Here is a 13,387-nt window from a genome sequence, read left to right on the forward strand (position 1 = left end):
GGTGCAGAATGTCACGTGACCGCGCGCTCGCTCTTGGTGCCGAACTCACTTTGTCTCACAACCGGGCCTTAAGACACCTGGCCATGCTGTTGGCTTTTTGCTGCTGCCTGTCGGCAGCTCATTCCAAGTGTCTGGAAACGACGTTCTTCGTGCCCGACTCGCTGTGCGGGGCCATGAACCTGGATTGTGCCGCATATGACTCAGCGACGAATACGGTGTATGTCGGTGGCGGGGCCGGCAACTGCGTCATCGCTATCGACTGCGCTACGAACGAGAAAGTTGCGAAGATACCGACCGGCCAGCCTGTCACGGCCATATGTTACAATCCTGCGAACAACAAGGTCTACTGCGCGGACGATGGCGGTGAAGTAACCGTGATAGACGGCGCGACTAACCATGTGCTCGCTACAGTGCCCACGGGGCAAGACCCGTTCGCGCTCTGCTATAACCTCCAGGACAACAAGGTTTACAGCGCCAATCACGGCAGTGCGAGCGTGACGGTCATCGACGGCGCAGGGGATTCGGTCCTTGCGACCTTGCCCGTCAGCGACTATCCGCTCGACCTGTGCTACAGCCCACAGTGTGACCGGGTGTGCTGCCTCAACGCGGGCGGCAGCGGCAGCGTGACGGTTATCGACGGCGCGGCTGACACGTTAATCCTCACGGTACCGGTCGGACGCTACCCGAACGCGCTCTGCTGCGATCCCCTCGACAACAAGCTGTTCTGCGTCAACTCGAGTGACAACAGCGTGACTGTCATAGACGTCGCAGGCGGCCGTGTGCTTGCCACGGTGCCGGTGGGACACGGCCCGAGCGCCGTCTGTTACAACTCCCAGAACAACAGAGTGTACTGCGCCGACTATGACAGCTACGACGTGACGGTGATAGACGGAGCGACCGACCTCGTCCTCGACACTGTGCCCGTCGGCATTGGGCCCATTGCACTGTGCTACAACTCACGTGACAGCAAGGTGTACTGCACCGGCTTCCTGAGCGACGACGTGACCGTCATCGACGGTGCGACCAGTCAGGTCGTCGCGACCCTGACGGCCGGGTCGTACCCGCGCGCTGTCTGCTACGGTCTTCAGAACGACAGGGTCTATTGCACCAACGAAGGCAGCAGCGACGTGTATGTGGTAGACGGCGTGTCCAACAGAGTCATCGATACCGTTATCACCGGAAGCTACCCGTGCGCCCTCTGCTATGACGCGCTCGACAACAAGGTCTATTGCGGGAACGAACGCGGTACCGACGTGAGCGTGATAGATGCGGCAGCCGATCGGGTTCTTGCTGTGGTTACCACGGGAACCCGGCCCAACGACCTCTGCCACAATCCTCAAAATGACAAGATATACAGCGCGAACTACCTGAATTCCAGCGTGACTGTGATCGATGGCACGACCAATGAGGTCATTGCGACCGTAGCAGTGGAAGGCTACCCTCGTGCGCTCTGCTACAACTTGGTGAACAACCGAGTGTACTGCGCGCACCTCATGAGCCGTTGCGTGTCGGTGATAGACGGCACAACTAACGAGGTCATCGACACCGTGCGAACAGGACTTGGGCCCTGCGCTCTCTGCTACAATCCTCGGGAGAACAAGGTTTATTGCGCGAACCGCGATGACAGCGGTAACGTGACGGTAATAGACGGAAACTCGAATCAGGTTGTGGCGACCGTCGTCGCCGACAGCCAGCCTCATGCCCTCTGCTACAATACGCTTGACAACAAGGTGTACTGCGCGAACGGCTACAGTAACGACGTAACCGTCATCGACTGTGCGAACGACTCAGTACTCGCTGCAGTGGCAGTCGGGCGCTCTCCCTGCGCCCTGTGCTACAACGCGAGGAACGACAGGGTATACTGCGCGAACCAGTATGGCCGAGACGTGACCATACTGGATGGAGCTTCGGATTCGGTGGTGGCAACCGTCGCGGTTGGTGGTTACCCCGACGCCATCGTCTACGACGCTGACAACAACAGGGTCTATTGTGCTGGCGAGGACGGCGACAGCGTGACCGTCATCGACGGGGCCACGAACGGCGTGGTCGAGCAGATTGGAGTCGGCTCGCAGCCTTGTGCGCTGCTGTGGATTCCTGGCCAGAACCGGGTCTACGTCGCCGACCATGAGTGGTCGAGCATCTCAGTCCTGCGTGATTCGCTGACCGGAGTCCATGAAGCCCTGAAGCCACAGGTCCCAAGCTCCAAGCCGTTGCCTACCATCGTTCGCGGAATGTATCGTATGCCGACATCTAGCTCGATGGGTGGGGCGTCGTGCGTGTTACTCGACATCAGCGGGCGTAAGGTGCTGAACCTGCGGCCGGGCGCAAATGATGTGCATGCCCTGGCTCCGGGCGTGTACTTTGTGAGGGAAGCTCAAGCTCAAGCCCAGGCCGTCCGCAAGGTCGTCCTCACAAGATAGAGCAAGCGGGAGTCGGGAGCAGCGTGTCGGGAGCGGGGAACGGACAACGGCGAGTTGAACCGGACTTCACTCGGAGTTCCCCGGGCGACTGACCGCGCGGCTTGCCTTATTGCTCTCCGAATTGCTGAGCAGATTGTCTGCCCCGCTGCTTGGCGAATTGCTCTCCGGGGAGCTTGCCGGGCAATCCTCCGCGCAGCCAGCGGAAGACCCCACCGGACTGCGCCCCCCGCGGCCTTCCGAGCAGCTCGCCGATCTCCTCTCCGAATAGCCTGCCCGGCAGCATGCCGGGCTGCTGACCACGCAGCTTCGCGGATTTCTCACGGGATAGCATACGGAGCAACCTTCGGAACTGCTTTCCGGGTAGTTCTCCAAAGAGCTTCCACAATAGCCGGGGGGATGGAATAGGGGAGATACGGAAAGGGTGAATACTGAATTGAAAAGAGAGAAGTTAGGAGATTTCCGGGCCGGGATTCTTGGGGACTTATGAGAAACTGGGCAACTGCTGGTTGCCTCCCGGAAAAGACCCAATCGTGCTGCAATTCGGTGCGCGCAGGACGCCATCCCTGCCGTAACATCAGGCATAACGCCACCTTTCCGTTCGCGGTCCGAGAGCCTTGACATCCGAGTGTGCTGCTAGATAATTGTGCGAAGACATGAATAGAAAGGACGAGAGTCTCTACCTCTCAAAGCTGGAACAGGTTGCTCCGCTGTTGGTGCGGGGATTGAGGCTGCTGCCGTCGGTGGAGACGCTGGGTGAGTTCTCGTTCTCGCAGGCGACCATCCTGCAGGCCCTGCTGATACGCAGGGAGTCGCGCATGAACGACCTCGCCCGCTTTCTCGGGCTGTCCAAAGCCAACGTGTCGGGGCTCGTCGACCGGCTGGTCGAGAAGCGCTTTATTGCGCGCGAGCATGGGGTGGAGGACCGTCGGGTTGTGATCGTCCGCCTGACCGCCAGGGGCTTAAAGGCCGCGCGGGCCTTGGCACTGGCCCAGCGCAGGAACCTGTCCCGCATGATGCGCCGCGTCCCGGAAGAGAACCTGAAGGTGTTCATCGAGACGCTGGAGCAGATGGCGATGGCCCTGCCCGAGCAATAGCAGGCGGCCTGCCGCTTTGCGTGCGCCGATCGCGGCCGGCGACTTTTTTCTTGCGCGAGATGGTCAACTTAGTATACTGTCTATGTGGACAACTGTATATCAAAGCGCAGCGGTGGTGGGGCACGTCTGAGCGTAGTGACGGGGGCAACCGGTCACGTCGGCAACGTCCTGGTTCGTGAACTCATCCAGCGGGGCGAGCGCGTCCGCGCCGTTGTTCATCCTTCGGAGACAACAGAGTCGATTGCCGGGCTCGACGTCGAACTGCTGCGCGTCGACGTAAGAGACTACGGTTCCCTGGTGTCGGCGTTCTCAAGCGCCGACCTCGTTTACCATTTGGCCGGGATCGTCACCATCTCCGGCGGTCAGCAGAAGCTTCTGCACGAGGTGAATGTAGTGGGGTCGCGCAACGTGGCACGGGCATGTCTGGAGGCGCGGGTGCGGCGGCTGGTCTACACCAGCTCGGTCCACGCCCTTGAGGTGCCACTCGCAGGAGTGCCGCTCTGCGAGACGGTCGAGTTCCGGCCCGAGGCGCTGGACGGCGACTATGCCCGATCAAAGGCGCGGGCCAGCATCGAGGTCCGGAAGGTACTGGAACAGGGATTGGACGCGGTTATGGTGTTCCCTTCCGGCATCATCGGCCCGTACGATTTTCGGCTTTCGGACATGGGGAGCCTCTTTGTGGACTTCGCCGGCGGCCGTCTGCCGGCGTATGTAGACGGCGCATACGACTTCGTGGATGTGCGGGACGTCGCTACCGGCTTGATGCTCGCTGCCGAGAAAGGCCGGCCGGGCGAGGGTTACATCCTTTCGGGCGAGAAGATTTCGGTGAAGGATCTTCTCACATTGCTGGAGCAGGTCACCGGTGTGCGCTCAAGGGCCCGCCGTCTACCCATGTGGCTGGCGCGTATCGCGGCCTGGTTCGCGCCAGCATACTACCGGTTGCGACGGGCCAAACCCAGATTCACCAGCTACTCGCTCCGGGTGCTGGCGTCGAACTGCCTGATGAGCTGCGCGAAGGCTGAGCGTGAACTCGGATACCGAGCGCGTCCTCTAAGTGTGACGGTTAGGGACACGATTGGGTGGTTCGTCGCAACCGGAAGGCTGCATCTGGAGTTGCCGCGGGTCGGCGCTGCCGCACCATGAACCTGATTCTGTCGGCCCTGTTGGCCCTGAGTGCTCCGTCAGCTACAAGCGCGGACTCGGTCTGTTGTCGAGCTGAGTACCTAATGTTCCATCGACACCTGAATCAGACATGGCTGGATTCAGCTCAGGCGATTGTGTCCACCATCCGGCGGCACGAACCCGCGAATGAGGCCGGGCTCTGTCTTTGGGCGCGAATCTGCCTGTTGACTGGCGACGGCGGCACCGACCGGAAAGAGAAGCAGAACTGGTACGTCAAGGCAAGAGCCACCGCCGACACGCTGAGACAGCGTAATCCGGAGAATCCCGACGGCCACATGTGGTGGGCAACGGCTCAGGGCCGGCTCGGCCAGCTCAGGGGCATCCTCAGCTCTGCGGGCATGTCCGGGTCGTTGAAGAGCGAGTACGAGCAGGTGCTTAGGCTGGACTCCGGCTACGCGCTGGCCTGGTACGCCATGGGGCGTCTATACGAGGCGCTGCCGTCCCTGCTGGGCGGCAATCTCAAGCGGGCCGAGGACTATCTGCGTCACGGACTGGTTGCTGATTCGAACTACACCACTATCCGACTTGAGCTTGCTCGCGTCTATCTGCGGCTGCAGAAGCCGGCCGAGGCCCGCCGAGAGCTCGAGCTGCTGCTGAATACCAGCCAGCCGACCGACCCGGCCGAGTTTGCGCTCGACGACCGACCGGCGGCTCTCGCGCTTCTCGACTCAATTCAGCCGAAGCAGAAACAGAGCTCCCGGCTCTAGAACAGCGACGCCATCCGGCAACGGATGGCGTACCGCCGAAAGGAGCTGGGGGATAGGGATTTGAACCCCAACCGGCTGGTCCAGAGCCAGCTGTCCTGCCAGTTAGACGATCCCCCAATGCAGAAAAGGACAAAGTGCCAGGGACAAATGACAAAGTGAGGACCGAGCTGGGATAGGATATGCCGGATGGAGGCAAAGTCAAGGCAGGCGAGCGCCGACAATAGCCGCAGTCAGAATTCGGAACGCAGATAGCAGAAGTCAGAAGGGCCGGACTACTACGGCGGATATCGACTAGTGTCTGAGCACGACCTTGACTGGACAGGCGGCATACCCCGACGCGTGTACAAGATAGACGCCGTCGGGCAGGGCCGCGCCCGACGCCTCATGGCCATTCCAACTAAGCTCGCCGGAGGTCGGCACGTCAGCACTCCAAACTAGTGTTCCGGTAGACGAGTAGATGCGCACTGGCGCACCCGGCGTGAGCCGGGTCAGTTTCGCTTCATGTGAGAATGGGTTGGGGAAGGCTACGGGTGTCACGCATCGGATGTCGGACGCCGGGCGTTCGGCGATGCCGACCGACTCAGGGTGGACGATGATGTCGCAGATGATTGTGTCTCCGGATTCCCGGATGTTCCTCACGCACACGCCGGTGGAGAGGTTGTTGCGGTCCTTGCTAGATGGGATGGTCGTGGAGTCGAACGCGGTGCGATTCCAGTTGCCCGGAAGAACATCCGAGGTGTCTCCCAACTCCGGATGGTAAACGTGCGGGTCGGGTCGGGTTCCGTTACCGTGGTCAAGGTGGAAGGTTGAGTCCTCTTCCATGTCCACGTAGCGGTACATAGCGCTGCTGTAGTAGGGGTCGATGTGCCAGATGGCCAAACCAGCGCCGGGCAGCGGCGTGTCGAAGCCACGGTGCTGACGGTTCTCAAGATAGAAGCAGGTGTCGGTGTTAGTGCCGCCGCGCCAGACCTTGTATACGACCGGCGTGTCTTCGATCGGCGGGATGCGAACATTGTACAGGTTGGTCGTGACCACGGTAGGACTTACGAAGCCGGCCTGGTTAAGGCACCAGGCATCAGGATGGGACGGGCTCCATGGCGTGTTGCCTCCCGCGCCCCATGCGCCGTAGGACATCAGGCTCCAGTAGCCTGCTCCCCAGTAGTATCGGTTCTGGTCGTACAGGTCAGGCAGGCCGACGAGGTGGCCCATTTCGTGACACATTACCGCAATGCAGCACATCGTGGTGTCGTGCGCGGCGGTGACCATGGCGTACTCGGGCACGTTGGTGACGCCGTCGATAATCACGCCGTCGTTGGTCTGATAGCTGAACGAGGGTATGGCATGGGACCAGAGGCAGTTGACGTCGCCGTTGTCCGAGCCGTCAGCTCCGGCGTGGACCATGAAACAGGCGGCGATGTGGCCGTCGTGGTTCAGGTCGAACTGACTGAAGTCAATGACGGAGTCAATCTGCGCCATGTTCTCTTGGGCGAGCTGGCCGCCTGTTGTCAGCAGGTAGTCGCCATCGTAGTACCGCGAGTAGTTGTACTTCGACGTGAACCAACGGTCGCCGGCGACTCCGCCGCGCACGTGGAGGTTGCCGTAGGAGCACTCCAGCCAGTAGTCGTTCAGGCTGCCGGCGCGATGGGGAGGACCTTTGTACACGCCCGTGGAATAGAGCATTGAGTCGTACAGCGCCGGGGGACGAGCGAGCGTGTCGGCCTTGTTGTCGGGGAATTGCATCAGAATGGCTACCGTTTCGAGGTCGGTCTGGTCCTTCACTCGATTGGGCCCGGCTACCTCGACGCCGGGCGGGTAGACCGGCAACGGTCCGTTCGTGCCTTGGATCGCACCGGGTCGCGGTGGCATGGCCAGCGCAGCAGCGCAGGCTGTCAATATCAGGAGACGTTCTCGCATCTTGTACCTGAGCGCACTTCGGCGCAACCACAATACATGAAAGCGGGCCGCCGGTCAACCAGTCGGCTTTCTCGACTTCTGACGTCTGCCAGTCTGTTTCTCGTTTCTGCTCTCGTCCGGCCATTCATGCCCCGCTTCCTTGACTTGCGTCCCGCATCTCCTATAATCGGCTCCCAAACCCCTGTAGCTCAGGTGGATAGAGCGACGGTTTCCTAAACCGTAGGTCAGGCGTTCGAATCGCCTCAGGGGTAGGATGAAAAGGATATCATGCGCTTTAAGGGCAAACACTACGTCAGCAAGCGAGACCTGAAGGAAGACCGGTTCCAGCAGCTCGTTGAGCGGGCGATGGAGTACTACTACCGCGACCGTCAGCGGGTGTGGATCGGTGCTGCGGCTGTGGTTGCGGTAGTCGTCATAGCCATCGTGTTGCTGCAGAACCGAAAACCTGGCGTGAACCTCCAGGCCCAGATGGCGTTCACCGAGGCCGTCGGTATGTACTCAAACAACGACTTCGGGCGCGCAGAGACCGTTTTCACGGACATTGCCACAAGGTACGGCGGGGATTTCGCCGGAGCGAAAGCTCACTTCTATCTGGCGAATATCTACTACAACACCAACCGGCTGCCGGATGCCAAACGGGAGTTCGGCGTCTTCCTCAGCCGGGTGAAGAACGATCCGCTTCTGAGCCCGTCGGCCCAGTTTGGGATTGGCAACTGTGAGGAGCAGTCGGGCAACAACCTTGGGGCGGCCAAGTCCTATGAGGCCGTCTGGCAGAGGTGGCCCAAGTCGCCGCTGGCGTATGATGCGATGATGGCGGCGGGCAGAGCCTATCGTGATGCCAATGACTTCGCCAAGGCCGAGGCCATTTACCAGGAGCTACTCACGAGCAAGCCGGCGGGGGAGAAGGGCGAGGATGTGAAGATCGAATTGGCCCGGATCCAGGCTCTACAGAACAAGTTTAGATAGTCCGGCCGCCGCCCGAACTGAAGGATCACGCTGCTCGGGCGGCGTCGCCATTGAGGCGCGCGTCGGTATTTGCCTGTGTCGTCACCCACGGGTGTCTGCGATCGCGGCCACGAATGGCCGCGATCGTTCTTTACAGGGGTCAGAATGACCGAAGTTCTCTCAGCGGGGTCTGCGCGTGTTGGTAGTCGGATGGCGACTGGCGAGCCTCTGACTCGCGAATCGCTGTATGGCGACGAGTAGGTCGTCGTAGGCCCGGTTCCATTCATCGCGGAAGTCAAAGCAGGGCTGCGAAGCCAGCGTGTCCGGCAGAGCGCAACTGTCAGTTCTCGCCAGGAGCAACGTAACATGTCGTCCGTTGAATTCTCTCGCCATGACCGTGCCCAGGTCGTGTTGCACCCAGCTTGCTGTGACCGAGGAAGCAGAGACAACAGCGATGACGATGTCTACCGGTCGGACCGAATGGGCTATCCAGTTTACGACAAACTTGCCAGCCGACATGTCGAGCTCTTCAATCCACCGGGAGACCTGGTCGCGGCGCAACTCTGCGGCCAGCTTGTGGGCGAATTCGTGGTCCGTGTAGCCGTAGGGTATGATGATGTGGGGCCAGATGCTGCTGGTGAGAGATGGAATCGGAGGCTCCGTTCTCATGACTGCCTATTGCCTTGCGCCGCCGGGCAGTCGCGCGAAGCCTGTGCTCCGGTGCCGAACCTGGCCGACGTTTGCCACATTTGTCGACGACAGGTTAGCCGACGGGTCTGCGATGTCAACGAGGTGTGGCCCTAGAATGCCTCGGATTCCTGCTCATCAACCGTCGTGGCGAGATAGTAACCCGTCATGACCTTGCGTTCCGGCTCGGCCTCGACCCACACCGCCGCGATCCAGAGTTCATCCTTTGACTCGGGCAGGACGATTTCAAGCAAAGCTGAACCTCCATTGCTCGTCCCGGCCCGGTGTTCGTTGGACGTGAAGTGCTTCGAGTCACGGAGTCCCTTGGCGAAGTCCGGCTGGTCGGCTCTGGGCCAGGCACCCAGCACTACGCGACCGGATTCGTTTGGACCAAGTTTCCATTCGTAATAGAGGACCAGCCGCGTAGCCGGGCCCGGAACAAACGGCGCGGCGAACACCAGACGATATCCGGCCGGGAACGGGCCGGGCACGGAGATTTGCCCGGCAATCGACTGAACTCCAGTTATCGCTCCGAAGGTCTGGACCTTCACGGAATCCTCTGCTGTGCTGGTTATGGTTATGCCGGCTGGAGCGATTCCCGGCGCCGGTTCGGCGAGGCGGGCCAGCCAGTCGACGTAGTCATCCTGACTCCGGGCCGAAGCATGCTGCTCGCATGCCGGCAACAGGTTCTCCACCGACAGCCTGCCGCCCACAACGAACGGCACGCGCGGGACAAGGGTCGTGTGCTCGCGGTAGCAGCCGGGCACAATGCAGGCGCTGCCGCGCAGGGCGACGACCTCTTCTTCCATCTCCTGCGGCCAGCTCTCGCCGGCTATGTAGGCGGTGTGGTCCTCGCCCGGCGTAGGTGCGAAATGGACGGTACCGCAGTTCCGACAGGTCACTTCCTGCTTGATGTTGTCCCAGGGTGTTTCGAGTTCTTTTCGACAACGCGGACACGAGTAGTGCCAAATCATGAGGTTATTATCTCCTTGGTCGAGTCAGACAGCACTATATCGTCCGGTAAACCTGATTCTCTGTCAAGGCTTGCTCGGTGCGCGAGTCGACCGGCACTGCCCGCTCACGAGGGCAGGCTCCGCTCTGTTGCGCCCGGCTCCATGCCGTGGACAGGGCAACTGGTCAGCGGGTCAGCGCACGTCTAGCCCCGGCCGGCTACTCTGTCTTCTGCAACTCCGCCACCAGAGCGTCCGCCTCGGTCTGGCTGAACCCTTGTTTCTTGCACGCGGCGGAGAACGTATCCGCACCCATTACCTCGAGATATCCCCTGAGAGCTTCCCGAAGGACTTCCGTGCTGTCATAGACGCCGGCCTTCGGGACGTCTGCCCAAGCCTGCAAGTAGTTACTTAGCGCGTCCGCGTCATCATCCTTCACCACGTAGAGATGTGCTATTGAAGCCCGCACTGAGACAATGTCTGCGTAGTTGTTGACGGACGTTGCAGCGGCAAGGGCGCTCTGGTAGTGAGAAAGCGCGCTGTCATACTGGCCCTGCTCGTGCAGGCAAAACCCGATCAGCCTCTGGTCGAAGGATACGCCCTCAAGCAGGCCGGCCTTCTGGTTTATCGCCAGCGCCTTGCTCAGGCAGGAAAGCGCGGTGTCGAAATCCCGGTCGTAGGTCCCATGGAGGTTGCCGAGTTCCGACAGCGCCGCGGCCCGGCCGACTGAGTCGCCCGCCTTGGCGGCGACATCCAGAGAGGCCTCCAGCGAGGAGATCGAGGCGTCGCTGGTCAGATGGCACCAGAGGTTCACGTAGGCGGTGATGTTGTGGAGTGCGGCCAGCTCCGAGCCCTTGGCCAGCGGAATTGCCTTCTCCAACTCGGCCAGTGCCCCGAGATAGGATGACGCGTCCAGCGATTCCGCTGCCGCGGAAAAATGGGCCCTTATCTCGGGGTTCGTGCTCTGCGGCACGTGGTCGAAGTAGATGACATCACCTCCCGGCGTATATTCCACCGGCTTCCAATCGGTCCTTCCGGCCCAGCCGGCCCTAAGCCGACCGGGCGCGACCAGCAACCCCATGCAAACCAGTGCGAACAGAACGGGGCTTGCGATCATGCGTTCATTTCGGTCAGTCATCACTTGCCTCCATTCATTCGACTTCCACAGTCGGTGGCCACGGTCAACGTTGAGTTACTTCGCCTTCAGCAGTTCGATCTGGCGTTTTGCCTCTCCCACATAAAGACTGTCGGCGGCGGGCGCGTTGGCTATGATATGCTCGTAGTCGTCAACCGCGGCCGAGTCCAGCCCGATAAGCGCGTGCGCCTCTGCTCTGAAGAAGAAGGTCGGGATCATGCTCGGGTCGAGCCGGATCGCCTCGTCGTAGTCCATTATAGCCAGGCCGGGTTCGTCCATGGCTTGATGCACGAGACCGCGGTTGCTGAAGGCGAGGGCGAAGCTCGGATTCAGATCCAGCGCACGGTTGTAGTCCTGCATTGCGAGGGCATGCTCGCCCTTGTCTTCATGCGCGAGCCCGCGGTTGTTGCAGGCGTCGTCCCGGCTTGAGTCCAGCGCCAGGGTTCGGTCATAGTCCAGAATCGCCAGGTCCGGCTTCCCTTCATCGCGGTAGGCAATCCCGCGGCTGTTGTAGGCGTCAGGGTCGGCCGGATTAAGCCTGATCGCGTTCGTATAGTCCTCAATGGCCGACGCATTCTCGCCAATGGCGTGGTAGGCTCGCCCGCGATTGTAATAGGCGACGCTGTCAGTCGAGTCCTGCTCTATCGCCCGGTTGAATTGCTGGATCGCCGCCAGAAAGTTGCCCTCGTCTGCAAGCGCATTACCTTGCTCGACCGGGTCCGCGTCTTCCTCTTCCTGGGCACGGGCTCGGCCGGGCCCAAGCAGAATCAAGACGCTAATCGCGATGCAACTCCACAGCTTACTGCTTCTCATGATGGCTGGCTCCTTTCAAGATCGACGGCGAATTATGCGAGCCATCCCATGGTTGTCAAGGACTGCATATGCGCCGAGGGACCGGCGAAGCGCTGTACGAAAGGACAACTAACGATGAATGCTCTAACAATGGCCAGGCAGAATCGAGTGGCCGGCTCGGACAGCGTGCCTACTCGGTGACGACCACCTCTTTCGTGGCCTGAGACTTTGCGCCGCGCAGGAAGTAAATGCCGGGGCTGAGGCGGCCGACGTCGTTCGCGCCCGGATGCAGGTCGAGCACCCTGCGACCGGAGATGTCCAGCAGCGCGCTCGACGCCGGACGCTCCACGCCTGACGACGGAGGCAGGAACAGCAAGCCGCGGGCAATCGTGGTCCCGACCTTCACGTTGCTCAATCCTCTATCCTTCAGTTCCTCTACGCCGGTCTGCAGGAACCCGAACCGGATGTAGTCGCCCATAACGTTGTCGATGTTCCCGATGCTTGCCGTATCGCTGGCGGCGGAGCAGCGCCGGTAGGCTGAGCCGTTCCCGTTGCGGTAGAACCGGTCGTCCGCGCCCGCGTCACCGCGCCATGTAATCTCGACAATCAGGTTATCGGTGTCGTTGTAGTTGAATGTGCCCGGGAAGTAGTACCAGGTGTTGTCCACGCCGGTGCCGACGAGCAGGGTCTCGGCCTGGAGCACTATCTGCGGCGATTTGCCGCCATAGTTGGCGCTGAAGTTCGTCGTGAGTTCAGTCAGCGGTGTGTGGCAGCAGGTAACAGTGACATGGTAGAACTCGGCCGGCGCGTCCGACGAGCTGTAAAGCCCGATGGCGACGATGTCGCCCGCCTGGTTAATCTCACCCTGGTTGTACAGCCATTGGCACCGGTACGCGTCAGAGGTCGAACCCCAGAACGGTATGCTGTTCAGATTGGCCGGTGAGCCGATGCTTACCCACGTCGTGTCGGCGACCGCCGCGGCCGGAATCAGCAGCGCGGCAGCGAACAGAACGGCGATTCTCACGTTGACTCCTCTCTAATAGTGCGAACTCCGACATCATAATTCCGCGACCGACGATGTCAAACGCGTGGGGAGCGGTCTGCCGGCCTGCCACCGCCGCCAGTCGGCAGATTTCCGACGGACGTGTTAAGTCGGCGGGGAGACCTGACGGTCTTTGCTTGTGGCTTGCCCTGCGGTGCCGGACTTTATGCCTCGGAACCGGGGACTGTCCCTTCGCAGGGCCTTGTGCGACTCTGAGGGACTGTCTCCGCTTCCGGAAGGACACGACTATCTCCTAAGTTACTGTTCGTGCTGCAGTTGTCAGGTGCGGTGGAAAATGATAACTGCCCCTACCCCCGAGTCAAGGAGAGCATACCGGGAGTCACTGGGGTACGGTTCCCCCCATCAGGAAGTGTATGAGAGGCGGGTACTTGTAGCGACCGCCTATCTGAGCCCGTGCCCGCCTGACAACGTGCAGCAAATGCCGGCTCAGTGTCGGAAGCTGTCTTTCCCCGCCTCTCATAAGCTACCTTAGGAAAGGTTACGAAGGTGAATCCCGGT

At 60.9% G+C, this 13,387-nt stretch carries 11 protein-coding genes and 2 tRNA genes; 6 read left to right on the plus strand and 7 right to left on the minus strand.

The window, feature by feature from the left end; translation table 11 throughout:
- Positions 1–8 precede the first annotated feature (8 nt).
- The 4 genes from VMH22_12990 (at position 9) to VMH22_13005 (ending at position 5,403) form a co-directional block, all read left to right on the plus strand.
- A complete protein-coding gene (locus VMH22_12990; protein HTW92607.1) occupies positions 9–2,420 on the plus strand; it encodes a YncE family protein in 2,412 nt (803 codons plus the stop codon).
- A gap of 653 nt (positions 2,421–3,073) precedes the next feature.
- The gene (locus VMH22_12995; GenBank protein ID HTW92608.1) at positions 3,074–3,514 is read left to right on the plus strand and encodes a MarR family transcriptional regulator; all 441 of its coding nucleotides are present in this window, start codon (positions 3,074–3,076) and stop codon (positions 3,512–3,514) included.
- 84 nt (positions 3,515–3,598) lie between these two features.
- Positions 3,599–4,657, plus strand: coding sequence for an SDR family oxidoreductase (locus VMH22_13000; protein HTW92609.1), 1,059 nt, complete (start codon positions 3,599–3,601; stop codon positions 4,655–4,657).
- Between the two features lie 83 nt (positions 4,658–4,740).
- Positions 4,741–5,403 (plus strand): tetratricopeptide repeat protein, encoded by a 663-nt coding sequence (locus VMH22_13005; GenBank protein HTW92610.1) that lies wholly within the window; start codon positions 4,741–4,743, stop codon positions 5,401–5,403.
- A 45-nt stretch (positions 5,404–5,448) separates the two neighbouring features.
- Here VMH22_13005 and VMH22_13010 read toward each other — a convergent pair.
- Positions 5,449–5,520, minus strand: a tRNA-Gln gene (locus VMH22_13010).
- 174 nt (positions 5,521–5,694) lie between these two features.
- Positions 5,695–7,269, minus strand: coding sequence for a M6 family metalloprotease domain-containing protein (locus VMH22_13015; GenBank protein HTW92611.1), 1,575 nt, complete (start codon positions 7,267–7,269; stop codon positions 5,695–5,697).
- A 225-nt stretch (positions 7,270–7,494) separates the two neighbouring features.
- Between VMH22_13015 and VMH22_13020 the strand changes: the two genes are divergently transcribed.
- Both VMH22_13020 and VMH22_13025 read left to right on the plus strand, forming a co-directional pair.
- A tRNA-Arg gene (locus tag VMH22_13020) sits at positions 7,495–7,568 on the plus strand.
- A 16-nt stretch (positions 7,569–7,584) separates the two neighbouring features.
- Complete coding sequence (locus tag VMH22_13025; protein ID HTW92612.1) at positions 7,585–8,283, plus strand: tetratricopeptide repeat protein; 699 nt, start codon at positions 7,585–7,587, stop codon at positions 8,281–8,283.
- 159 nt (positions 8,284–8,442) lie between these two features.
- On the opposite strand, the gene VMH22_13030 is transcribed toward VMH22_13025, so the two are convergent.
- The 5 genes from VMH22_13030 to VMH22_13050 form a co-directional block, all read right to left on the minus strand.
- Positions 8,443–8,931 (minus strand): toll/interleukin-1 receptor domain-containing protein, encoded by a 489-nt coding sequence (locus tag VMH22_13030; GenBank protein ID HTW92613.1) that lies wholly within the window; start codon positions 8,929–8,931, stop codon positions 8,443–8,445.
- 131 nt (positions 8,932–9,062) lie between these two features.
- Positions 9,063–9,923: a hypothetical protein gene (locus VMH22_13035; GenBank protein ID HTW92614.1), complete on the minus strand. Its 861-nt coding sequence runs from the start codon at positions 9,921–9,923 to the stop codon at positions 9,063–9,065.
- 196 nt (positions 9,924–10,119) lie between these two features.
- The gene (locus VMH22_13040) at positions 10,120–11,037 is read right to left on the minus strand and encodes a tetratricopeptide repeat protein (protein ID HTW92615.1); all 918 of its coding nucleotides are present in this window, start codon (positions 11,035–11,037) and stop codon (positions 10,120–10,122) included.
- 54 nt (positions 11,038–11,091) lie between these two features.
- Positions 11,092–11,847: a tetratricopeptide repeat protein gene (locus tag VMH22_13045; protein ID HTW92616.1), complete on the minus strand. Its 756-nt coding sequence runs from the start codon at positions 11,845–11,847 to the stop codon at positions 11,092–11,094.
- A 169-nt stretch (positions 11,848–12,016) separates the two neighbouring features.
- Entirely contained in the window at positions 12,017–12,850 is an 834-nt protein-coding gene (locus VMH22_13050; protein ID HTW92617.1) for a hypothetical protein, read from the minus strand.
- Between the last annotated feature and the right edge of the window lie 537 nt (positions 12,851–13,387).

Source organism: bacterium (assembly GCA_035505375.1).
Taxonomy (GTDB): domain Bacteria; phylum Hydrothermota; class Tepidihabitantia; order Tepidihabitantales; family Tepidihabitantaceae; genus UBA2258.

Coding starts and splice junctions, on each gene's coding strand:
- VMH22_13005 (HTW92610.1), top strand. CDS start 4,741: ATGTTCCATCGACACCTGAATCAGACATGGCTGGATTCAGCTCAGGCG.
- VMH22_13015 (HTW92611.1), bottom strand. CDS start 7,269: ATGCCACCGCGACCCGGTGCGATCCAAGGCACGAACGGACCGTTGCCG.
- VMH22_12990 (HTW92607.1), top strand. CDS start 9: ATGTCACGTGACCGCGCGCTCGCTCTTGGTGCCGAACTCACTTTGTCT.
- VMH22_13025 (HTW92612.1), top strand. CDS start 7,585: ATGCGCTTTAAGGGCAAACACTACGTCAGCAAGCGAGACCTGAAGGAA.
- VMH22_13040 (HTW92615.1), bottom strand. CDS start 11,037: ATGACTGACCGAAATGAACGCATGATCGCAAGCCCCGTTCTGTTCGCA.
- VMH22_13045 (HTW92616.1), bottom strand. CDS start 11,847: ATGAGAAGCAGTAAGCTGTGGAGTTGCATCGCGATTAGCGTCTTGATT.
- VMH22_12995 (HTW92608.1), top strand. CDS start 3,074: ATGAATAGAAAGGACGAGAGTCTCTACCTCTCAAAGCTGGAACAGGTT.
- VMH22_13035 (HTW92614.1), bottom strand. CDS start 9,923: ATGATTTGGCACTACTCGTGTCCGCGTTGTCGAAAAGAACTCGAAACA.
- VMH22_13030 (HTW92613.1), bottom strand. CDS start 8,931: ATGAGAACGGAGCCTCCGATTCCATCTCTCACCAGCAGCATCTGGCCC.